This is a genomic window from Niallia sp. FSL W8-0177 (assembly GCF_038006285.1).
Classification (GTDB): domain Bacteria; phylum Bacillota; class Bacilli; order Bacillales; family Cytobacillaceae; genus Niallia; species Niallia circulans_A.
Genome location: NZ_JBBOUX010000001.1, coordinates 2,752,353 through 2,776,576, shown reverse-complemented (window position 1 = coordinate 2,776,576; position 24,224 = coordinate 2,752,353). Strand labels below are relative to the sequence as shown.

Annotated in this window: 20 protein-coding genes; 18 read left to right on the top strand and 2 right to left on the bottom strand. The window is 34.4% G+C overall.

Annotated features, from left to right (window positions below; translation table 11 throughout):
* Positions 1 to 338: 338 nt before the first annotated feature.
* Positions 339 to 1,658, top strand: coding sequence for a CBS domain-containing protein (locus NST77_RS13690; RefSeq protein WP_095332376.1), 1,320 nt, complete (start codon positions 339 to 341; stop codon positions 1,656 to 1,658).
* Positions 1,659 to 1,673: 15 nt separating this feature from the next.
* Positions 1,674 to 2,606 (top strand): DHH family phosphoesterase, encoded by a 933-nt coding sequence (locus tag NST77_RS13685; RefSeq protein ID WP_123260680.1) that lies wholly within the window; start codon positions 1,674 to 1,676, stop codon positions 2,604 to 2,606.
* 81 nt (positions 2,607 to 2,687) lie between these two features.
* Here NST77_RS13685 and ytrI read toward each other — a convergent pair whose 3' ends face one another.
* Together ytrI and NST77_RS13675 are read right to left on the bottom strand one after the other, a co-directional pair.
* Entirely contained in the window at positions 2,688 to 3,197 is a 510-nt protein-coding gene (gene ytrI, locus NST77_RS13680) for a sporulation membrane protein YtrI (RefSeq protein ID WP_095332373.1), read from the bottom strand.
* A complete protein-coding gene (locus tag NST77_RS13675) occupies positions 3,198 to 3,530 on the bottom strand; it encodes a YtrH family sporulation protein (protein WP_016202788.1) in 333 nt (110 codons plus the stop codon).
* Positions 3,531 to 3,995: 465 nt separating this feature from the next.
* Between NST77_RS13675 and dnaE the strand changes: the two genes are divergently transcribed.
* From dnaE to NST77_RS13595, 16 genes are all read left to right on the top strand, one after another.
* Positions 3,996 to 7,358, top strand: a complete 3,363-nt coding sequence (gene dnaE, locus NST77_RS13670) for a DNA polymerase III subunit alpha (protein WP_341123084.1) — start codon at positions 3,996 to 3,998, stop codon at positions 7,356 to 7,358.
* Between the two features lie 159 nt (positions 7,359 to 7,517).
* Positions 7,518 to 8,138 (top strand): FadR/GntR family transcriptional regulator, encoded by a 621-nt coding sequence (locus tag NST77_RS13665; RefSeq protein ID WP_095332370.1) that lies wholly within the window; start codon positions 7,518 to 7,520, stop codon positions 8,136 to 8,138.
* Positions 8,139 to 8,207: 69 nt separating this feature from the next.
* Positions 8,208 to 9,077, top strand: coding sequence for an acetyl-CoA carboxylase, carboxyltransferase subunit beta (gene accD / locus NST77_RS13660; protein WP_095332369.1), 870 nt, complete (start codon positions 8,208 to 8,210; stop codon positions 9,075 to 9,077).
* Complete coding sequence (gene accA, locus NST77_RS13655; protein WP_095332367.1) at positions 9,071 to 10,024, top strand: acetyl-CoA carboxylase carboxyl transferase subunit alpha; 954 nt, start codon at positions 9,071 to 9,073, stop codon at positions 10,022 to 10,024. Before accD ends, accA begins: the two co-directional genes overlap by 7 nt.
* A 578-nt stretch (positions 10,025 to 10,602) precedes the next feature.
* The gene (gene pfkA / locus NST77_RS13650) at positions 10,603 to 11,568 is read left to right on the top strand and encodes a 6-phosphofructokinase (protein ID WP_217275753.1); all 966 of its coding nucleotides are present in this window, start codon (positions 10,603 to 10,605) and stop codon (positions 11,566 to 11,568) included.
* Positions 11,569 to 11,687: 119 nt separating this feature from the next.
* Positions 11,688 to 13,448, top strand: a complete 1,761-nt coding sequence (pyk, locus tag NST77_RS13645; RefSeq protein ID WP_095332365.1) for a pyruvate kinase — start codon at positions 11,688 to 11,690, stop codon at positions 13,446 to 13,448.
* A 218-nt stretch (positions 13,449 to 13,666) separates the two neighbouring features.
* A complete protein-coding gene (locus NST77_RS13640; protein WP_095332364.1) occupies positions 13,667 to 14,065 on the top strand; it encodes an FxsA family protein in 399 nt (132 codons plus the stop codon).
* A gap of 186 nt (positions 14,066 to 14,251) precedes the next feature.
* On the top strand, positions 14,252 to 15,994 hold the full coding sequence (locus tag NST77_RS13635) for a cache domain-containing sensor histidine kinase (protein WP_095332362.1): 1,743 nt from the start codon (positions 14,252 to 14,254) through the stop codon (positions 15,992 to 15,994).
* 1 nt (position 15,995) lies between these two features.
* A complete protein-coding gene (locus tag NST77_RS13630) occupies positions 15,996 to 16,790 on the top strand; it encodes a response regulator transcription factor (protein ID WP_095332361.1) in 795 nt (264 codons plus the stop codon).
* 113 nt (positions 16,791 to 16,903) lie between these two features.
* A complete protein-coding gene (locus NST77_RS13625) occupies positions 16,904 to 18,223 on the top strand; it encodes an extracellular solute-binding protein (protein ID WP_095332359.1) in 1,320 nt (439 codons plus the stop codon).
* Positions 18,224 to 18,429: 206 nt separating this feature from the next.
* A complete protein-coding gene (locus NST77_RS13620) occupies positions 18,430 to 19,308 on the top strand; it encodes a carbohydrate ABC transporter permease (RefSeq protein WP_095332358.1) in 879 nt (292 codons plus the stop codon).
* 14 nt (positions 19,309 to 19,322) lie between these two features.
* Positions 19,323 to 20,219, top strand: a complete 897-nt coding sequence (locus tag NST77_RS13615) for a carbohydrate ABC transporter permease (RefSeq protein WP_171509848.1) — start codon at positions 19,323 to 19,325, stop codon at positions 20,217 to 20,219.
* Between the two features lie 209 nt (positions 20,220 to 20,428).
* A complete protein-coding gene (locus NST77_RS13610; RefSeq protein WP_095332356.1) occupies positions 20,429 to 21,064 on the top strand; it encodes a YesL family protein in 636 nt (211 codons plus the stop codon).
* Between the two features lie 120 nt (positions 21,065 to 21,184).
* Positions 21,185 to 21,976, top strand: coding sequence for a Nif3-like dinuclear metal center hexameric protein (locus NST77_RS13605; RefSeq protein ID WP_303984466.1), 792 nt, complete (start codon positions 21,185 to 21,187; stop codon positions 21,974 to 21,976).
* A 303-nt stretch (positions 21,977 to 22,279) separates the two neighbouring features.
* Positions 22,280 to 23,242: an ABC transporter permease gene (locus NST77_RS13600; protein ID WP_095332353.1), complete on the top strand. Its 963-nt coding sequence runs from the start codon at positions 22,280 to 22,282 to the stop codon at positions 23,240 to 23,242.
* A gap of 13 nt (positions 23,243 to 23,255) precedes the next feature.
* Positions 23,256 to 24,125 (top strand): carbohydrate ABC transporter permease, encoded by an 870-nt coding sequence (locus NST77_RS13595; RefSeq protein ID WP_341123081.1) that lies wholly within the window; start codon positions 23,256 to 23,258, stop codon positions 24,123 to 24,125.
* The last annotated feature ends 99 nt before the right edge of the window (positions 24,126 to 24,224 follow it).

Genomic DNA, 24,224 nt, shown 5'->3' with positions numbered 1-24,224 from the left:
AAAACGAAATGACTGAATGTTTTAATGCCGATTAACAGAGAATTCATTGAATACCCTAGTAGTTCACTCTATAATAAAGATATACAAGCTTTTTTCAATAGATTTTTTACTTAGGGAAAACATAGATACTAAAGAAGGCAGCTTTAAAGAGAAGAAATTAATAGTTAGCCGCAAACTATTGAAACATAGATGAATAAATTATAATAAATTGCAAGAAATGGTATGAAAATGTCTAGTACAGGCAGTATTCGCTTAGAGCAAACGAGAGATATAAGCAATAGAATTTTCTAAGTTTGTTTGCGAGAAGCAGTGTGCTTTTCTTAAAAGAGGGTGGTAATTTGGCTACAAAACATGAGCAAATATTAAATTATATTGATGAATTACAAGTAGGAGAAAAAATTTCTGTTCGACAAATTGCGAAAGCATTAAATGTAAGTGAAGGAACAGCATATAGAGCGATAAAAGAAGCAGAGAATAAAGGGTATGTAAGTACCATTGAAAGAGTTGGTACGATTAGAATTGAACGAAAGAAGAAAGAAAATATTGAAAAGTTAACCTATGCAGAAGTAGTTAATATTGTAGATGGACAAGTTCTTGGTGGGCGAGCTGGTTTACATAAAACTTTAAATCGTTTTGTTATTGGGGCGATGAAATTAGATGCGATGATGCGTTATACAGGTCCTGGAAACCTTTTGATCATAGGGAACCGTGTACGGGCACATGAACATGTATTAAAAGCTGGTGCTGCGGTTTTAATTACAGGTGGATTCGATACAGAGGAGCATGTGAAACGTTTAGCAGACGATTTGCAACTCCCAATAATTTCAACAAGCTATGATACATTTACTGTGGCAACGATGATAAACCGGGCAATCTATGACCAGCTCATAAAAAAAGAAATTGTTTTAGTAGAAGATATTTTAACACCGCTTAAAGATACGATTTATCTAAAGACAACAGATGATGTGGCTTTATGGCATAAATATAATAAAGAAACATTACACGGTCGTTTCCCAGTAGTGGATCAAAGCTTAAAAGTACAAGGGATGATTACTTCAAAAGATGTCATTGGAAAATCGATGGATATGACGATTGATAAAGTCATGACAAAACACCCAATGACGGTTAGTGGCAAAACAAGTGTTGCTTCTTGTTCTCATATGATGGTATGGGAAGGAATTGAAGTCCTGCCAGTTGTAGATGAAGCAAATAAGCTAGAAGGGATTATTAGTAGACAAGATGTATTAAAAGCGTTGCAAATGAACCAAAGGCAACCGCAAATTGGGGAAACGATTGATGATATTGTCACAAAGCATGTCTTATTGACTAAAGGAAAAAACAAAGGGGAAACAAGCTTTTCCTGTGAAGTAACTCCGCAAATGACTAATCACTTAGGGACCATATCTTATGGGGTGTTTACTACGGTTGTTTCCGAAGCGGCGAACAGAGTACTAAGAGGGTTTAAAAAAGGTGATTTAGTTGTCGAAAATATGACCATCTATTTTATTAAGCCAGTTCAAATGGATAGTGTCATTGAAATAGTTCCTAAAATTTTAGAAGTTGGACGAAAATTTGGGAAAGTGGATGTAGAAGTGTTTAACCATGGAATACTTGTTGGAAAAGCGATGATGATGTGTCAATTAATTGATCGTCATTAATGAAGGGAGAAATAAATGAAACAGAAAATATTAGATGCTATAAAAGCCTTTAATACTATCATTATTCATAGACACGTCCGTCCAGATCCAGATGCATATGGATCGCAAGGTGGATTAGCAGAAATCATAAAAACTTCTTTTCCGGATAAAAACGTCTATACGGTAGGAAAAGAAGAAGCTTCCTTAAACTTTTTGCGAAGACTAGATGTCATTGATGACAGCACCTATGCTGATGCGTTGGTGATTGTATGTGATACGGCTAATCAAGAAAGAGTATGTGATCAGCGCTACCTGACTGGGAAAATGCTAATAAAGATAGATCATCATCCCAATGATGATGCATATGGCGATATAGTTTGGGTAGAGACTACAGCAAGTTCCACAAGTGAGTTGATCTATGAATTTTATTTGTATGGAAAAGATCAGGGGCTAAAGATGAGTGATGAGTCTGCGAGGCTGCTATATGCGGGAATTGTTGGAGATACTGGGAGATTTCTATATCCAAGCACATCAGAAAAAACATTTCATTATGCTGGAGAATTAATCAAATATTCTTTTTCGCGCACAGAAATGTATGATCAAATGTATGAACTCGATCCTCATATTGTCAAGCTAAGTGGCTATGTTATGCAAAATTTTCAAGTTCATGCCAATGGAGTAGCAAGTATGAAGCTTAATAAGGAAATATTAGCTCAATTTCAGGCAACTCCTGCAGAGGCATCGTTACTTGTTAGCAGTTTAGGGAGTGTAAAAGGTTTAAAAGCATGGGTCTTTTTTATTGAAGAAGCAGATCAGATTCGCGTAAGATTGCGTTCCAAAGGTCCAGTTATTAATGGAATTGCAAAAAATTATAATGGTGGAGGACATCCAATGGCCTCAGGCGCAACCATTTATCAATGGGATGATGCAGGTAAAGTAGTGAAGGATTTAGAGGAAGTTTGTAGATAAGGTAATTCTCTAATAGTTTAATTATTCGTCAAGAAAGAAAAAAGGTGCTGCTCCGTTATGCTTGACGGATAGCCCCTTTTTTTAATCGCCAAAGGTGACTCTTAATTCGACATGAACTGTTGTATAAATAATCAACTCTGTTACTTTAAATTTATAACGCTTTTTATCAGAAACAACTACTTTGTTTTCAATCGATTTTTTTAACAGTGCGCGACTTTTATAGACCATATCGAGGTCTTTTGCAATAATGGTCGATAAATCTTCTTTAATGGCATCTTCCATCTCTAAGGCATTAAAGGGCTTAATATCATATTTTTCTTTATCTGCATTGCTAATCTTTACAACGATATCCTCGACTGTCAGCTTTTCTTCGGTCGTTTTATTTTGGGCAGCAAATTCCTCTTGCCATATTTTTTTCTCTCTTTCTAAATCCTCAATAGTTGCTTTCTGTGTTTTAATTTCCGAGCTATATCGTTCCTGCCATACACCAAAAATAAAGACAAAAATACACCAACTGATTACTCCACCGATAACCATTCCGGCAAAAAAACGTTGTACAGCTTGATTTTTATAATATGGTGGAATTCTCATTTATATATACTCCTGTGTAATCCACTTAATAATTGTAATGCCTGTATGTGCTCCTCCAAAAGCAGAAACAATTAATAAGATTTGTTTGAACAAGTCTTTTGTACCAGCATCATAGATTCCCTTTTCAATCGTATCAATAGCATCAAATGTCCCGCCAATCGCTGTAACAATCGCCCAAATTTTGATGATTCCAGAAATGCGAATGATTTCAGTAAGGAGTGGTTTTCCAGTTAGAAATGCAGCAAGTCCACCTAAAAGTGCGCCTCCTAAAATAACCCCTAAGGCAATAAAGTAGCTTTCGATGAAGGTAGGGAAGAATGGTTGTTGATTCATACGTTTACCTCTCTAACTTTTATTAGTTTTTGTTTCTATCCAAGCAGCAAATCAAATAGGAATGATTCTTCTCCATAGAATAAAATATTTATTCTCACGGTTGTGTATTTTTTCTCTTTCGCATATCTTGTAATCTTCTATTCTTATTATTATGGACAATCTATTCCATTTATGAATGATTTTAAAGGTCACATATACTTGTGTGGAACTTTAACGTCATTTCTTAATAAAGAGAACATATTTTCTTTTTTTGCTGTGAACATCTATAATGAAAGGAAAAAGTCTTTTATTTTGAGATAAACTAATAAGATAGAATAATAATTATTGCTTTTTAAAAAGGAATAGCCTTTATAGTGGTAAAAGGTTATAAATAAAGAAAAAATGACACCTTTTCCAAGCATTTTTTACATATTTTCTTGTTTAGAAGGAATAAAAAATTTTAAAGAAAAGTGGTGAATTAATTTTATGTCTTTTATACATCTTCAAGTGTCTAGTGCATATAGCCTTTTATCTAGCACGCTTTCAATTAAAGAGTTAGTTACAAATGCTAAAAAGTATGGCTATCGTTCCATTGCTTTAACGGATCGCAATGTGATGTATGGTGCAGCTTCTTTTTATAAAGAATCATTAAAGCAAGGGATAAAACCGATTATCGGACTAACGGTTGATGTAATAAGTGAATGGGAAGAAGATAAAGCTTACCCATTGGTCTTATTAGCTAGAACTAGTCACGGCTTTAAAAATTTATTAAAAATAACGAGTGCTGTTCAAACAAAAAACCCACAAGGAATTCCTGTGAAATGGTTAAAGCATTATGCCAAAGGCTTGATTGCAATCTCACCTGGATTTGAAGGAGAGATTGAACAAAATTTACTGAAGGATGATTCGGAATCAGCAAGAAATACATTAATGTTATGGAAGTCCATTTTTGAACCAGGTCAATGCTTTTTATCTATTCAAAGACACGGCATTGCTATTGAAGATGCATTAAATGAAAAGTTATCCAGATTAGCTTCCGAAGAGAAAGTGAAGCTGGTAGCAACGAATAATGTATTTTACTTGGAGGAGGAGGACCATTTTGCTTATGAATGCTTAAAGGCAATCAAAAATGGGGAGAAGCTTTCCGATATAGAGCAAGATGAATGGAGTTCTAATCAACATTATCTAAAAGACAAAGAAGCAATGATCACGTTATTCAATGATCAACCAGATATTCTGGAAAACACATGGAAGGTAGGAGAGTCTTGTCAGATTGAAATGAATGGCATACTTGCAACCTTGCCTAAATATACTGTACCTGCAGGCAAAAATGCTCTTAGTTATTTGAGAGAATTATGTATGGCTGGTTTAAATGACAGATATTCTCATCCTTCTCCAGAACACACTGCACGGTTGGAATATGAATTGGACATCATTGGGAGAATGAATTATAGTGACTATTTCTTAATAGTTTGGGATTTTATGAAGTTTGCGCGAGAGAATGGAATATTAACAGGTCCTGGAAGGGGTTCAGCTGCGGGATCTATTGTTGCTTATGTTTTACATATTACAGATGTAGATCCTATTAAATATCAATTGCTTTTTGAAAGGTTTCTAAATCCAGAGAGAATCTCCATGCCTGATATCGATATTGATTTTCCTGATAATAAGCGGGAAAAAGTTATTTCATATGTGAAAAATAAATATGGAGAGCTTCATGTTGCGCAAATTATTACCTTTGGTACACTTGCTGCTAAAGCAGCCTTACGCGATGTTGGCCGAGCATTTGGCTTATCTGTTAAAGAGTTGGATGAACTGTCAAGAATGATCCCATCAAAACTAGGCATTAATCTCAAACAAAGCTATCAAGAATCCATTCGTTTGCAGCAATTTGTTGAATCATCTCCTCGTAATCAAAAACTATTTGATACTGCATGTAAAATCGAAGGGCTTCCAAGGCATACATCAACCCATGCTGCCGGCGTGGTTCTTAGTCAACAGCCCCTTGTTGATATTATTCCGATCCAAGGGAGCCATGACGATATTTATTTAACACAGTATAGCATGGAATATTTAGAGGAACTAGGCTTATTGAAAATGGATTTTCTTGGATTAAGAAATCTATCTTTTATTGAAGCTATTCTTGACATGCTTTATAAAGCGACGAAGAAAAGAATAGATATACGAAAAATACCAATTGATGACCAAAATGTTTTCAAGCTATTAAGTAGAGGAGAGACAACTGGGATCTTTCAATTGGAATCAGAAGGAATGCGTAATGTATTAAAGAGGTTACAGCCAACTGATTTTGAAGATATTGTAGCTGTTAATGCGCTTTATCGTCCAGGACCAATGGAGAATATACCTCATTACATCAATAGAAAACATGGCAAAGAATCGATTAACTATTATCACCCTGATTTAGAAGAGATACTAAAGAGCACCTATGGAGTGATTGTTTATCAAGAGCAAATTATGCAGATTGCTTCTAAAATGGCAGGGTTCTCACTAGGAGAGGCGGATTTGTTAAGACGAGCTGTGAGTAAGAAGCAAAAGGAAATTCTGGAAAAAGAAAGGATTCATTTTGTAAAAGGAGCAGAAAGAAAAGGATATCACGAAAAAACAGCGAATGAAATATATGAGTTAATTGTGCGTTTTGCCAACTATGGTTTTAATAGAAGTCATGCAGTAGCATATAGCATGATTGCTTATCAGCTTGCCTATTTAAAAGCAAACTATCCTCTATATTTTATGGCGGCACTATTAACATCATCCATTGGAAACACAGGGAAAATAATTCAGTATATTCAAGAGTTAAAACAGATGGATATTGAATTGACTCCGCCTTCTATTAATCAAAGTAATTACTTTTTCCGTGTAGAAAAGAATAAAATTCGTTATAGCTTAGCAGGCATAAAAGGTATAGGCGGAAATGTATTAAGAGAAATACTTAAGGCGAGAAGTCAGAAAAAATTTGAAGATTTATTTGATTTTTGTATACGAGTATCCCCGAAGACGGTTAACAGAAGAGTGCTGGAAATGCTTATTTATTCCGGAAGCTTTGATGAATTCGGAGTTGATCGTGCTATTTTGCTGGCATCTATTGATGTAGCAATACAGCATGCACAATTGGTTCACCCAGAGGATGAAGAGCAAAATGATTTATTTAGTGAGGATGATTTCTTTTTTAAACCGAAATATGTAGAAGTAGAACCACTTAGAGTGGAAGATAAATTGGCTTTAGAAAAAGATGCCTTAGGATTTTACTTATCAGACCATCCAGTGTCTATCTATAAGCCGTATCAAGCAACTCTGCAAACCTTTGCTATTAATGAAATGGAAGTAGGAAAAAAACATAAAAGCATTGTCTATGTAACAGAAATAAATATCATTCGCACTAAAAAAGGAGAGCCAATGGCATTTATCCAGCTTAGTGATCAGAGTGGAGAAATGCAGGGTGTTATTTTTCCAACTATTTTTAAGAAATATCAAAGTCTGCTTAACTCGGGTGAAATCGTATATTTGGAAGGGAAATGTGAAGAAAGAAACGGCAATAAACAATTTGTTATTCAATTAGTTGAATCGATGAGGACGATTGTCCAGTCACTTTCTAAAAAGGAACATAAGTTGTTTATTAAAGTGATGAATGAGAAGCATATGATGAACCAAAGATTAGAGCTATTGGCGGTTATGAGGAAATTTCCAGGAACTACTCCAGTTATTATTCATTATGAGGAAACAGGAAAAAACATCGTTTTAAACGAAGAATATAAAATTTCACCAAGTAAGGAATGTATCGCTGAATTATCTACTTTACTAGGTGCTAATCGCGTTTTCTTATCTGAATAAAACTTTACAACTTTAAAAAGTTGTTATATTGTTTAATAAGCTGACTGGTCAGACCACTTAGCCTAAATTTTTGGATTGGATTTTTTGTACTTATACTTTATTTATTTTCTAATAACATTGCCAAAAAAAAGGCAAGAAAGAAGTGAGTGATGACATAAGGTGAATGAATCATCTTCAAAGGAATCCAAATTATATGTGGATATCGTGAATCATTTACGAGAAATGATTAATCAAAACGGCCTGAAACCAGGGGACAAGCTTCCCTCTGAACGAGTATTAAGTGATACCCTACACGCAGGCAGATCATCCATTAGAGAAGCTCTGAGGGCATTAGAGCTGCTTGGACTGATTGAAACAAGAAAAGGGGAAGGAACCTTTCTTCGTGATTTTCAAGGTCATAAATTAGTAGAATTGATCAGTACTTTTATATTGCAGAATGATAAAGCAAAACAAGACGTTTTGGAAACTAAGAATTATATTCAATTAAATGCTCTATATATTGCCATGGAAAAAATTACAGAAGATGAATTGGCACATTTAAAACAGTTGGTAAATGAACGAGAAATATCAGAAAGTGAGTTTTTCTTTCAAATCATTAAAATAGCTGATAATTTCTTGGTCCATCGTTTATGGACTATTTTAAATGACTATTATCATTCACTAACAATTCCTGCGAAAGAATGGAAGAGGGAGGATTACCTCCTTCTTTTAGATTCATTAAAACAAAAGAATCAAATGCAATTATGGAGTGTATTTAGTAATTACAATAATTTCAACTGATTATTGGTGCTTGGAAATGATAGGAATCCGATTCAAATCTAAATTGTTACTTATGGGGAGGTTTCCATATTGATTAAGGGAATATTTTCGAAATCAAAAAAACTAAAATATGCAACATTACCTTCAGAATTATCAAAAAATGAAGTTCCTGAAGGGATTATGACAAAATGTTCTAATTGTAAGAAAATAATGTATACACGTGAATTACAGAAGAATCATAAGGTTTGTCTAAATTGTGGGTATCATCTGCCCATGAAAGCTTATGAAAGAATGAACTGCATCTTAGATGAAGCAACTTTTGTTGAGCTAAATGCAGAAATGAGAACCGGAAATCCTTTGCAATTTCCTGGTTATGAAGATAAAATTGCCGGTGATATAAAAAAAACAAATATGAATGAAGCTGTTGTTACAGGAACAGGAGAAATAAATGGCAAAAAAGTAGTAATAGCTGTAATGGATTCTTCTTTCCGGATGGGGAGTATGGGTTCAGTAGTTGGAGAAAAAATTACTCTCGCTGTTGAAAAGGCTGACGAGCTTTCGCTACCCTTTATAATTTTTACGGCTTCTGGTGGAGCAAGAATGCAAGAAGGCGTGCTAAGTCTTATGCAAATGGCGAAAACAAGTATAGCATTAAAACGATTTAGCGATAATGGCGGTTTATATATTACCATTATGACCCACCCAACAACAGGAGGCGTTTCTGCAAGCTTTGCCTCACTTGGCGATTATAATTTTGCGGAACCAGGTGCATTAATTGGTTTTGCGGGACGTCGTATTATTGAACAAACAATAGGAGAAGAGCTTCCGGAGGACTTCCAAACGGCAGAGTTTTTACTAAAGCACGGTCAATTAGATGCGGTAATACCTAGATTAGAATTAAAAGAAAAACTTAGCCTAGTGCTTGAAATGCATCAAACTGGTGGTGAATTAGAATGGTAGGATTAGATTTTGATAAACCAATTAATGAATTGAAAGATAAAATCCAAGAATTAAAAGACTTCTCGGAAAATGCGAATGTTGATTTAAGTACAGAAATTGAGAAATTAGAAATACGTTTAAAAAAACTGGAAAAAGATGTGTATGATAATATGAAACCTTGGGATCGAGTTCAAATTGCTAGACATCCAAATAGACCAACGACCCTTGACTATATTCCCCATTTGTTTACCGATTTTATCGAATTACATGGAGATAGAGGCTTTGGAGATGACGAGGCAATTGTAGGTGGAATTGCGAAATACAAAGGACTACCAGTAACGATTGTCGGCCATCAAAGAGGAAAGGACACGAAGGAAAATATTCGCAGAAATTTTGGAATGCCTCACCCAGAAGGATATCGAAAAGCCCTGCGCCTAATGAAACAAGCGGATAAGTTCAATCGTCCCATTATTTGTTTTATTGACACAAAAGGTGCATATCCTGGTAAAGCTGCTGAGGAAAGAGGACAAAGTGAAGCTATTGCCAAAAATTTATTTGAAATGGCATCGATGGAAGTCCCAATTGTCTGTATTGTAATTGGAGAGGGTGGTAGTGGTGGTGCTTTAGCACTTGGCGTTGGTAACCATATTCATATGCTAGAGAACTCCACATACTCGGTTATTACACCAGAAGGAGCAGCATCTATTTTATGGAAAGATGCTGGGCAGGCTAAACAAGCAGCTGAAAAAATGAGAATTACTGCACCAGACTTAAAAGAGTTGAGCATTATTGATTCCATCATTAAGGAAGTAAAAGGTGGAGCACACCATAATATAAAAGAACAAGCAGAACAAATTGATGAAGTATTATATACATCTCTAAAAGAGTTAAAAGAAATGACAAAGGAAGAACTTGTGAATCATCGCTATGCTAAGTTTAAAAATATGGGTGCCTATTTAAATCATTGATAACCTTTTTTAAACGAGATTGGGAATAAATATTCCAAGTGACAAAAACCCCCATACTTATACGGAGATAGTAAAAATATTTCGTATAAGTATGGGGGTTTTTATTAGGTATGAAAATGCGGTAAGAAGGTAAAAATGTACTTTGCAGAAGATTTTATAGAAGCAGTAATTAAATGCATATTATTTTAAAACTATTAACGCTATTTTTTATCATGTTTCTTTTCTGACTGTTAGTTAATATGTTTAAAGTTTGTAATAACGGGAAATAGCTACAAAAATAACGTCGTATAAAACGTTTGCATTTTGCTGATTATTCCGTCTTTTATTTTTTTTTCATATTAAGTTGAGATACACGATTCTTCATGATATGGTAGAATTGTTTAATGGATAATTGGATAAATGCAAGATAAATTAATAGAGAAAAGCCAATTTCTTGATTAATTTACAAAAGTTAGCATTACATAGATTATATATGTAATTTTTGTGAAAAATGTTACAGACAAGTAATTTGTTATATAATAGTATATGTATGTTATGCTACATAATTTATTTGTTAATGAAATTATGAGGTGAGGAAATTGACAGTTAAAAGAATTGGTGTATTAACAAGTGGTGGTGACGCACCAGGAATGAACGCGGCTATAAGAGCAGTAGTTCGTAAAGCGATATTTCATGGTGTGGAAGTATATGGGGTAGTTGGTGGTTATGCTGGGCTAATTAGTGGCAACTTCAGAAAATTAGAAGTTGGTTCAGTTGGTGATATAATCCATCGTGGTGGAACTTTCCTTTTCTCTGCACGTTGTGAAGAGTTTAAAACAAAAGAAGGACAACAAAAAGGGATTGAGCAATTAAAGAAACATAATATCGATGGACTAGTTGTCATTGGTGGAGATGGATCTTATATGGGCGCGAAGGCGCTTACAGAACAAGGATACCCTTGTGTTGGAGTTCCAGGAACGATTGACAATGATATTCCAGGCACTGAATTCACAATTGGTTTCGATACTGCTTTAAATACAGTTATTGATGCAATTGACAAAATCCGTGATACTGCTACATCTCACGAGAGAACATTCATCATTGAGGTAATGGGAAGAAATGCTGGTGACATCGCATTATGGGCTGGTTTAGCTGGTGGTGCTGAAACAATTCTTATTCCAGAAGAAGGCTTTAATCTGGAGGAGATTGTAGGCAGATTGAAAAAAGGTCAAGAGCGCGGTAAAAAACATAGTATTATTGTCGTAGCTGAAGGAGTAGCCAGCGGTGTTGAAATCGGTAAATTGATTGAAGAAAATACAGATTTCGATACTCGTGTGTCTGTGTTAGGACATATGCAGCGTGGTGGATCACCTACAGCCCAGGACCGTGTATTAGCTAGTCGTCTAGGCGCATATGCAGTTGAGCTTCTAGTAGAAGGCAAAGGCGGAAGAGCTGTTGGTATCGAAAAAAATCAATTGGTTGATTATGATATCATTGAAGCGTTAGCACGTAAACATACGATTGATAATAATTTATATCACTTATCAAAAGAATTATCCATTTAATAAACAGCAGGAATTTATGATCTTCTAGTGCATTTTATGATTAGATAATTCATAAATTCCTAAAATGCTGTTTTAGTTCGCTATTATTATTTACTAATATTTATCGGAGGTTATTATTAATGCGTAAAACGAAGATTGTATGTACTATTGGTCCTGCAAGTGAAAGCGTAGAAAAATTAACGCAATTAATGGAAGCTGGAATGAATGTTTCACGTCTTAACTTTTCCCATGGTGATTTTGAAGAGCATGGAGCAAGAATAAAAAACATTCGTGAAGCAGCTGAAATTACTGGTAACAATATTGCGATTCTTTTAGATACAAAAGGTCCAGAAATTAGAACAAACAACATGAAAGATGGTTCTATTGAACTAGTTGCTGGCAATGATATTATCGTATCTATGACAGAAGTAGAAGGTACTACAGAGAAATTCTCTGTTACTTACGAAGGTTTAATTGATGATGTGGAGCCAGGTAGCAAAATTCTATTAGATGATGGTTTAATCGGCCTTGAAGTAACGAAAATAGACAAAGCTGCTGGAGAAATACATACAAAAATATTAAATTCAGGGACTTTGAAGAATAAAAAAGGTGTTAACGTACCTGGTGTTGCTGTAAATCTTCCTGGTATCACGGAAAAAGATGCAAATGACATCCTTTTTGGTATTGAACAAGGAATTGACTTCATTGCAGCATCTTTCGTTCGTCGTGCGTCTGATGTTCTAGAAATCAAGCAATTATTAGAGGATAATAATGCTTCTCATATCCATATCATACCTAAAATCGAAAACCAAGAAGGTGTAGATAATATTGATGAAATCCTTGAGGTTTCTGATGGACTAATGGTTGCTCGTGGTGATTTAGGGGTAGAAATTCCTGCTGAAGAAGTACCATTAGTTCAAAAAATGCTCATTAAAAAATGTAACACATTAGGAAAACCAGTTATTACAGCAACACAAATGCTAGATTCTATGCAACGTAATCCACGTCCAACTCGTGCAGAAGCAAGTGATGTAGCAAACGCAATTTTTGATGGAACAGATGCTATTATGCTTTCTGGAGAAACAGCAGCAGGATTATATCCTGTGGAAGCTGTACAAACTATGAATAATATTGCAGCAAGAGCAGAAGAGGCATTAAACTATAAAGAAATCCTCTCAAAACGCAGCAAAGATTCAGAGCATTCTATTACAGACTCTATCGGACAATCTGTTGCTCATACAGCGTTAAATTTAGAAGTTAAAGCAGTAATTACACCAACTGGTAGTGGTCATACTGCAAGAATGATTTCTAAATATCGTCCAGAAGCTCCAATTATTGCGGTAACATATGATGCAAAAATTCAAAGACAATTAGCGCTAGTTTGGGGAGTATATCCACGCCTTAGCCAAAAATCAGAATCAACAGATGAAATGCTAGATGTAGCAGTTCAAGAAGGTGTTAACAGCTCGATTGTTACACATGGTGATTTAGTTGTGATTACTGCTGGACTTCCAGTTGGAGAAGCAGGTACAACAAACATCATGAAAATCCATGTAATTGGCGATGTGCTTGCTAAAGGACAAGGAATTGGCCGCAAAACAGCCTTTGGTAAAGCTGTAATTGCTACTAGTGCTAAAGAAGCCCTAGATAAAGTTAATTTCGGTTCTATTCTTGTAACAAATGCTACAGATCGTGATATGGTACCTGCGTTAGAAAAATGTAGTGCCCTAATCGTTGAAGAAGGTGGCTTAACAAGTCATGCTGCGGTTGTAGGATTAAATATTGGTATTCCTGTTATTGTAGGAGTAGAAAACGCAACTAGCATCTTAAAGGATGGCTTAGATATTACAGTGGATTCTCGTAGCGGCTACGTATATAGCGGACATGCGAGCGTACTATAATCTATAAAGCATAAAAATTGGAAGAGTATCCATACCTAATAATCATTAGGCAATGGATACTCTTCTTTTGCAGTTCTTAAATATCCAAAGGAGAGGCCATAAGCAACAACGTGTTATAACATTAATTAACAGGGAAAACAATAGGCAGCTAACTATCAGCACAGATCAAAAAAGGGTATAATAAAAAGAAAGGAAATGAAAAGGAGGATGGTGACAATTTGAGAAATTTTATGATCAGCTTGCTGTTATTACCATTAATTGAACTTGTGATTTTTCTGATAGCTGGAAACATAATTGGTATACCAGAAACCTTAATTATTGCAATAGGCACTGGAATTCTAGGCGGTATTTTACTAAAGAAACAAGGGTTAAAGGCGATTCGTAATGTTCAAGTTCAAATAAATCAAGGTATCATGCCAGGAGATGCTATATTAGATAGCTTTTGTATTCTTATTGGCGGGCTTTTATTACTGTTTCCGGGCTTTTTAACAGATATTGCAGGTGTCCTTATTCTATTTCCTCCAACAAGAAGAATTGGAAAGAATTTATTCATAAGAAATATACAAAGAAAGCTGCAAAAGAGAAATCGAGTTACCATTATTCACTCATATAAATAAGCATAAAAGGAGAGTCTGATTTTCTTACAATAGTAAAATAGTCAGACTCTCTTTTTTTGTTAAATAAGTGATAAGATTTTTTAGATAGCAGAATAATTATTATGTTTATTTGTATAATGAATAAACAAAGTAAATAGGATTTTTGGTATAATAAGTTGCAAATGGGGCGAAAGGCGATAAAAATCTATGTTCAGCTTATTAAGGAAATGGAATACACTTCGAAATCAAATTTTATTTGTATTTTTATCCGTAATGCTAGTCGTACTTTTATTTGTGAGTATATTGATATTTAATCAAGTATCTACTTTATTAGAAAAAAATGCAGAAAAACAAATTCAGCAAGTTGCAGTGGAAGCAAGTGGAAGAATTGAAACCCTGTATGAGCAATTAAATATGGCCTCAAAATTAGCGGCAACGAATGATAAAGTACAAAAGCTGTTAACAAGGGAATACGAACACAAGAAAGCGACCTTTTATGAAAAACAAGAATTAATGGGGACTGTTAATACAGTTACAGCAAATTCTGATGGAATTTTTTCGTTTCAATTATTTACCAGGGAACAGGAACGAATACTCCCACTTGATGATGCAAAAATAATGACAGATTTGCATGCTGATTGGGTAGAAAAGGCGGACCAAGCAAAGGGGAGTCTAGTTTGGATTGGAGAAGATCCGAATGACAGCAATTATTTTCTTGCTATAAGGAGAGTAAATTTAATTAATCGCAGTTTTACCAATGGAGGATATTTACTCTTTAGTATTTATGCTAATTATTTTCAATTTGCTAATCAAACATTAACAGACAAAACGGATCAGTATTTTATTCTTTTAGATGAATTAAATAAACCGATTATTACTAATTATCAGCAATCAAGTGAGTTCATTTTACAGACCAAGAAAAAAACAGTACCAATAAATGAAAGGGATTACATGATTACGAAAAATTCTTCGTATATGACAGGGTGGACTGTCCTTATTTTAACTCCCTATAATACGTTAACGGAAGGCATAACGGTTGTGCGCACAAGCATTCTTCTTGCTGGCATAATTGGATTAATGATTTTCTTTGTATGCTCTTTTTTTCTTTCTAACATGATTACTCGCCCGATTATCCGCTTAACGAACACAATGAGATTTGCAAGTGAAGGGTCTTTGCCACTGACACCAAAGATTCCCTCTGTAAATGAAATTAATGAATTAAATAGTACATACAATCAGCTCGTAAAAGAAACAAACCATTTAATCACAATGGTTTATCAAAAAGAAATTACTCGAAACCGTAGTGAATTAAGAGCTTTGCAAGCACAAATTAATCCTCACTTTCTATTTAATACATTAGATGCTCTCCATTGGTCATTAGAGGAAAATGACGAAGAAGAATTAGCCGAACTAGTTGTTACCATGTCTAATTTATTTCGCTATACCATTTCGCGATCTACAGAGGATGAGTGGGTTCGCATAAAAGAGGAGATTGCCCACATTGAAGACTATATGGAAATAATGAAAATGCGATTTGGAGAACTATTGAAGTGGCAAATACAACTCCCAAAGGCGTTTGAAGAAGTGAAAATCCCCAAATTTTTAATACAACCATTAGTAGAAAATGCTGTCTTACACGGAGCTGAGAATAAGGTAGGACAATGTACTGTTGACGTTATTGTGCAACAAGGAGAGATGGATAACAACATAAAGGTAATTGTTAGAGATGATGGAATTGGCATAAGCGAGTCTAAATTAAAGAAGATTAAGGAATCGATGGAAAAGGAAGGAATTTCTTCAGCCACAGGTAAGGGAATGGCTATTTCTAATGTATATAAAAGGCTTACACTCTATTATCAGGAAAGACAGCAAAAGGGATTAATGATAGAAAGTATAGAGAATAAAGGGACATTCATTTCTTTTGAAATTCCAAAAGATGGGGGTATGTAAGATGTATGCGAAAACAATATTGATTGTTGATGATGAGCCGAGATCGAGAGAAGGAATCAAAAAAGTACTGGAGAACTGGTCTAGCGGTCAATATCAAATTTTAATTTCGGAAAATGCAGAATCGGCCATTGATATTATGCAAAAACAAAAAATAAATATTCTTCTAACAGATATTCGCATGCCTAAAATAACTGGAATAAAAATGTTGAAAACAATCAGAGACCAAAAACACCTCCCTGTTGTTATTGTTATCTCTGCATATTCAGAATTTGAATATGCGCAAGAAGCTCTTCGCTTAGGCGTTATTAATTATTTATTAAAGCCAATTAGTAAAAAAAAATTAATAGAAGCTGTCGAAGATGCCCTAAAGATTGATAGAGATAAAGACAGAAATGATATTATCTCAAAAGTAGTTGATAATAAGCTGATTGATGCAAGAGTAACAAAAGAATCAGTAAGAGAGCCAATCCAGAAAGCCTTACAATATATTGATAGTCACTTAAATGAGGAATTAACCCAACGTGACGTAGCCGCTCATGTGTATTTAAATCCAAGTTATTTTAGTGTGCTGTTTAAGGAAGAGATTCGGTTAACGTTTAGTGAATATATCACCAGAAGACGAATTCAGCATGCGAAAAATCTACTTATCTCCACAAAACTTTCCATTGCGGATATTGCAGAAGAGTCAGGATACAAAACGGCCAAATATTTTATTAAAATATTTAAAGATTTAGAAGGAATAACACCAAGCGGTTACCGAAAAATAAATAACGAAAATAATGAAAGGGCTTTCTAAAAATAGTAGAACTTTTCCTAATCATTGTTACCTTTTTTAGAAAAATCATTAATGATAGACTTTAGATTGTAACAAAGAAATAATTAAAAAGGAAAGTATAGGGGGTAGTTTAAATGTTTCATAGAAAAGTACTGTCAGCATGTCTATCTGTTGCTTTATTGCTGGTATTAGTTTTAGCAGGATGTTCTTCATCCACCTCTTCTAACAATGAAAGCGCTTCAAAAAATGGAGATAAAACAGTGATTAAATTCATGCATCTTTGGCCAGAGGGAAGTTCAAAAGCACAGTTCACTATTGTAAACGATATCATTAAACAGTATGAAAAAGACCACCCAGATGTAAAAATTCAGACAGAAATTCTTGGAAACGAGCAATATAAAGATAAAATTAAAGTATTATCAGCTTCAAATGAGCTACCAGATATTGGTGTGACATGGGCAGCAGGATATATGCAGCCGTTCGTTAAAGGGGAAATGTTTGCTCCGTTAGATGATGTAATTGATAGTAATTTTAAAGACCAATTTGTTGCAGGTACAACAGAGGCATTTGCTATGGATGGGAAAACATATGGTCTTCCACTTGAATTAAATATCACACCTGTTTATTACAATAAAGAAATCTTTGAGAAATATAATTTAGAAGTTCCTGCAACATATGATGAGTTTTTAAATGTTGTAAAAACGTTAGCTGATAACGGTGTTACACCAATTACTTTAGGTAATAAAGACCGTTGGACTGGTTCTATGTGGTATATGTATCTTGCAGATAGAATTGGTGGACCTGAAGTGTTAACGAATGCGATTAATCGTACTGGAAGCTTTGAAGATCCAGCACTTGTTCAAGCAGCCGAAGAAGTAAAAAAATTAGTGGATATGGGCGGATTTGTCAAAGGGTTTAATGGTCTTTCCAATGATGAGGCAAAAGGGTACTTTATGAATGAGCAAGCAGCTATGTATTTAATGGCGACTTGGGAATTGCCAAACTATACAACAAGCCCAGATGTTACACAAGAATTTAAAGATAAAGTAGGATACTTTAAGTTCCCAACATATGTAGGCGGAAAAGGAGACATAAACAGTTTTGTAGGTGGTCCTGGTGTTGGACTATTTGTTTCTGAAAAATCAAAGGTAAAAGACGAAGCGAAAGAATTTGTCGCATATTTAGTAAAAGAATGGGGCAAAAACTCTGTTAAGGATGCAGGTGTAATTCCAGCGACAGTTGTAGACACTGCCAATATTGAACTAGATCAAATGTATATCGATATTTTAAATGATCTTGGAAATGCTTCTAATTTAACTTTATATGCAGATGTTCAAATGAGTTCTAGTGTTGCACAAGTGCACTTAGATATGATCCAATCACTATTTGGCGGTCAGGCAACACCAAAAGAATTTACAGCCAAACAAGAGCAAGCTTTAGCGGAAGAAGAATAATAAACAATGAGGTGGAATCTATCGGATAAAAAAGGTGGATTCCACTATTTAAAAGGTAATCACTTTAGATAATTAGGAAGATATACACATTATTGATTTTTGAGAAGGCTCTGTTAAACAATGATATTGGTTACATGTATAACTAGTGAATAATTATATATCATTTAACAAAGCTCCTCCCAATCAATAAGGAGGGAAAGTAGAAAATGAAAAACGTAATGTCAAACAAATGGGTAATCACTCTTTATGTGCTCCCTGCACTGTTGCTCATTTTAGTTTTAATCTATATTCCTATTGTATTAACAGGATATTATGGCTTAATGGATTGGGACGGTATTGGGGCTAAGACTTTTATTGGACTAGATAATTATATACAGCTTATGAAAGATAAAATGTTCTGGTCTAGTACGTATCATTCCGTTTTATTAGCCGTTTTTTCTGCAATAAGTCTTATTGCATATTTAGTAATTTCACTTATATTAGCAAGCAAGATTAAGGGAGCTGGAATACTTCGCAAAATATATTTAATTCCGATGTTATTATCATCTGTAGCTATTGCACAGCTATGGTTGAAAATTTTTGATCCAACAAATGGAATGTTAAACAAGCTTTTAACCATGTTTGGAGTAGAAAATACACCCTTATGGCTTGCAGATCCCAATTTAGTACTATACTCCATTTTCATTCCAATTGTGTGGCAATATGCAGGGTTTTACATCATTATTTATTATGCAGCTTTAAAAGGAGTAGCGGATGAAATTATTGAGGCAGCTAAAATAGATGGGGCAACCCCATTGCAGATTGCTTATAGAATTAAAATTCCATTAATTGCACCAGTAATAAAAGTAACTATTGTTTTAGCCATTGTAGGTTCTTTAAAATACTTTGATTTAATCTATGTAATGACTGGTGGAGGACCAAATGGAGCAAGTGAAGTAATGGCCTCTTATATGTATAAAGAAGCATTCAAAACATATGATTTTGGCTACGGCAGTGCCATTGGCTTTGCTTTATTAATCATTTGTCTTGTTATGACATGGGTTATACAAAAATTAACAGCATCAAAAGAAGATGCTCAGTATTAAGGAGAGAGGTAATCATGAGTGAAGTAATCCTGAAAAAACAAAATAAAACTGAATTATCCACATCTCCTAAAACGAAAGGATCTCTAGGAAGCAAGATTGGATACGGTCTTTTGTATCTAGTGCTTGGAGTAATTGCCATTTTTCAAATATACCCACTCGTTTGGTTATTCTTCTTTTCCTTAAAAACGAATCAAGAAGTTTTCGGCTTATCTCCATTTGCTCTTCCGAAAGACCCACAATGGGGGAACTATGTAAAAGTATGGACCCAAGGGAACATCAGCTTATATTTCTTTAATAGTGTATGGATTACAGTCGTAGCAGTAGTATTGACGGTTATACTAGCAAGTTTTGTTACCTTTGCGATTACAAGAATGCACTGGAAGCTAAGCAAACTTGTTCTTGGTTTGTTCATGGTGGGCATTATGATTCCATTACATTCTACGTTAATCCCTTTATTTAGTTTCTTTAATAACTTGGAGCTGATTGATAATCCTATTTCTATTCTTTTATCCTATACAGCGTTTAATTTGCCGCTAACTATCATGATTCTATTAGGATTCTATCAGGCACTGCCAAGAGAATTAGAAGAGGCAGCTGTAATGGATGGTTGTTCGATTCATCGTATATTCTTTCAAATTACATTGCCCATGACGACTCCTGTTATGGCTACAGTTGTTATTATAAATATGATTTATAACTGGAATGAATTTGTATTTGTTAATACGTTCATTAGCTCTGATCAATGGAAGACATTAACGGTTGGTGTAAATAACTTTGTAGGTCAATATTTAACAGATTGGGGAGCGATTGGAGCAACCTTAATGATTAGCATTATTCCTATTTTAATCGCGTTCATTCTATTAAGTAATAAAATTGTAGAAGGTTTAGCAGCAGGATCTGTAAAAGGATAATAAAAGAGGGGTTCATCTGATGTCCAAAAATTTTTTTTAATATGCACCATTCTCAGATTGGCGCGTTCTCAAGCTTTACATTAGGCTTTCGAGGTGCAGGTGGCGGATTAGATTTAGAATCAGAACGTTCTCCGAAACAAAATATTTAAGTTTTCATCGCTAATAATGAAAACAATGCCTAGAAGGAAAGAGAAAGAAGAGGGGATAGTATGACAACAAAACCAATGGGAAAATTATATATCATCTGTGAATGGATAATGAAGCTGGCCTCTGTTAATTTGTTATGGATTATGTTCACTGCAAGTGGTCTTTTCCTATTTGGTTTTATGCCTGCAACAGTTGCACTTTTTACCATTGTCCGTAAATGGTTTCGGAAGGAAACAGAAGTTCCTATTTGGAAAACATATCTATCTGTCTATAAAAGCGAATTTACCAAAAGTAATACTTTTGGGTTCATATTTATAGTGGCTGGTCTTATCTTGTATGTAGATTACTATCTAATCTTACATTTAGACGGATTTATGCGGATTGTTTCCATAAGTATTTTACTACTTATTACATGCCTATATGCTATCACTCTTTTATTCTTCTTTCCTGTCTATGTACATTATCAGTTAAGATTCATCGATTACTTTAAATACTCCTTTTTTCTAGGAATTCTAAATATCCATATTACATTATTGATTTTGCTTGGGTTAGCAGCAGATATTTTTCTATTATTATATATACCTGGACTTCTCCCTTTTTTTAGTGGAATTTCCGCAGCATGTATATTAATGTCAAGTAGCATTCTGCTTTTTCAGCGGCTACAGAAGCAGAACATGAATAAAGCGATTATTGAATAAGAGGAAGTATATGACTTATTGTTTATAAAATATATTAAAATTTGCAAAAAATATAGTTTGTATATTGAATAAACAAACTTGAGCGTGGTATAATTGGATTAACTTGATGGGAGAGATAGAATGACAACTATTCAAGAAGTAATAGATAAGTTAATGGAGCCAGCAAAAATGGTTGATTCCACAACAGATGTATTAATAAAAGGGTCAGCCGATACGGAGGTGAAGAGAATTGTAATCGCATTCACGGTGACGCAACAAGTGTTGGAGAAAGCGATATCGATTGGAGCAAATATGATTATTAGTCATGAAGGAACATTTTATAGTCATGAGAATTGGAAAAAATTATATGAGAAAGATCCAGTATACATGACTAAGCTCCAATTAATAGAAGATGCTGCTATTAATATTTTCCGCTTTCATGATTATTATCATCGTTACAATCCAGATGGCGTTATGGTGGGATTAATTCAAAAGCTGGAATGGGAGAATTATATTGAAAAGCATCAATCCATTGCAACAACTATTGTCACTCCAAAGAAAACTGTCGCTGATATTGCAACATACGTGAAAGTTAAGCTTGATGCCCCGTTTGTAAGAGTGGTGGGGGAGTTATCCATGGAATGCCAAAGAATTGGCTTGTTAGCAGGTTATCGCGGAGGAGGCGAAGTAGTAATCCCTTTATTTCAAAATCAAAATTTAGACCTAATTATAGCTGGAGAAGGACCAGAATGGGAGTCTCCTGAGTATGTCAGAGATGCCGTTCAACAAGGAAGAAAGAAAGCATTAATCTTGATTGGGCATGCAGTTAGCGAAGAGCCTGGCATGGAATACTTAACCACTATACTAGCAAATGATTTTCCACACATTCCTGTACATTACATAAAAGAAAAGCCACTATTTCAGATTATTTAAATAGCAATATATTTTTAGTTAATCTACCATACTAGTATGGCTAAAATAAGTTAACAAAACCTGCTTCATACAACCAGTTTACTTTTCTCATTTCACTAATCACTCCACTACCGAGATTATCATCATTAATATTGCTTGCGCCATCTATTAGTTATTCATAAGAGGCTATTGCTGTTTTTTTAAAAAGTAAGCGCTTTATTTTTGATGTGTTTACTTCATTTTCTAAAAAGATGAAGCTTTATAATAGTCGGCTGCGATATAGCAAAAGGCTACAGATAGTATTAAAAACAGAGGGGGGTACTTATGGAAACAGAGGTTGTTCATTCACATGTAAATAAAACAATGAAGGCAAAAAGAAGCAAATTTAAAACAACATTAACAGCAATTAGAAAGGATTGGCAGCTTTATTCATTATTAGTTTTACCACTTATTTATTTAATTATTTTTAAATATGGTCCAATGTTAGGAAATGTTATTGCTTTTAGAAGATATATGCCAGGTGGAAAAATTTATGGTGAACAATGGGTTGGGTTGTATTACTTTAATATGTTTATTAATGACCCAGTTTTTTGGAATGTATTTAAAAACACATTTATTTTGGGCGGAATTACCTTGTTATTTTGTTTTCCTATGCCCATTATATTTGCTCTTCTTTTGAATGAAGTGAAATCCAAAAAGTTTAAGAAGTTTGTACAAACAGCTTCCTATCTACCGCATTTCTTATCTATTGTTATTATTGCTGGAATGATCTTGCAATTAACAGCGCTAAACGGTTCCATTAATGGAATAGTCGAATTTTTCACCGGAGAAAAAATAAGCTTTATTCAAAGTCCAGAATGGTTCCGCACTATTTATGTTACCTCCGAAGTATGGCAAGGAATGGGTTGGGGGGCCATTTTATACTTAGCTGCATTAACAACGATTGACGATTCCTTATATGAAGCAGCGAAAATTGACGGTGCGAACAGATGGAAGCAAACCCTTCATATTACGATACCAGGGATATTGCCAACTATCGTTACCTTATTAATTTTGAATATTGGCAGCTTTCTTGCAATTGGCTTTGAAAAAATCTTATTAATTTATAACCCATTAACCTATGAAACTTCTGATGTTATTTCAACTTATTTATATCGTGTTGGTTTAGAATCCAATAATTTTAGCTATGCAGCAGCTATTGGATTATTTGAATCTATTATTGGCTTAGTGCTTGTATTAACGGCGAACAGCATATCAAGAAAACTAACAGAAAGAAGTTTATGGTAGGGAGGGAGATTTAATGAAAGAATCGAAACAGTACAAAGTTTTTAAAGTCTTTAATGTTTGTATTCTCTTAATTATTATATTTTGTACGTTATATCCATTTATTAATGTAGTTGCACAATCCTTTAGTAGTGAGTCCTATATCAATTCTGGACAGGTAAATTTAATACCAAAAGGATTCAATGTAGACACATATGAGAAGGTACTTTCTGACACCATGTTTTGGATTAATTATAAAAATACGGTTGTATACACAGTGGTAGGAACAATCATTTCTATGTTTTTAACAACAATGTTTGCATATACGCTTTCTAAAAGAAGATTAGTAGGACGAAGATTTTTAACTGTATTTGCTGTATTTACGATGTTTTTTAATGGCGGCTTAATTCCCAATTATGTTTTAATCAATTCACTAGGCTTTGGCAATACAATGTGGGCTATTGTCATTCCTGGTGCAATTAGTATTTATAATATGCTGATCATGAAATCCTTTTTTGAAAATATGCCAGAAGAATTAGAAGAGGCAGCCTCTATTGATGGTTTAAGCACATATGGCATTTTACTAAAAATAGTATTGCCGCTAAGTAAAGCAGTAATGGCCACTATGGTGTTATTTTACGCAGTCGCTTATTGGAACTCTTGGTTCAGCGCTTTTATTTATATGGATAAAAAAGAATTATTTCCAGTAACGATTTATTTGCGGAATATGATTGCGGGAACAACAGGTGGAATGTCAGCAGGTGCTACTTCAGCTGATAACTTAACTCAAATTTCCGCTAATATTAAATCCGTAACAATGGTCTTAACAATTTTGCCAATATTAACGGTATATCCATTTGTACAGAAATATTTTGTTTCTGGAGTAATGCTAGGCTCTATTAAATAGTCAAAATAGGACCTGCTGGAGTTAGGGAGTTCAGCGTAGGTTATTATTCCATATGCCTTTTAAGGAAACAACTTACGCTTTTCCTATATATATAAGGGG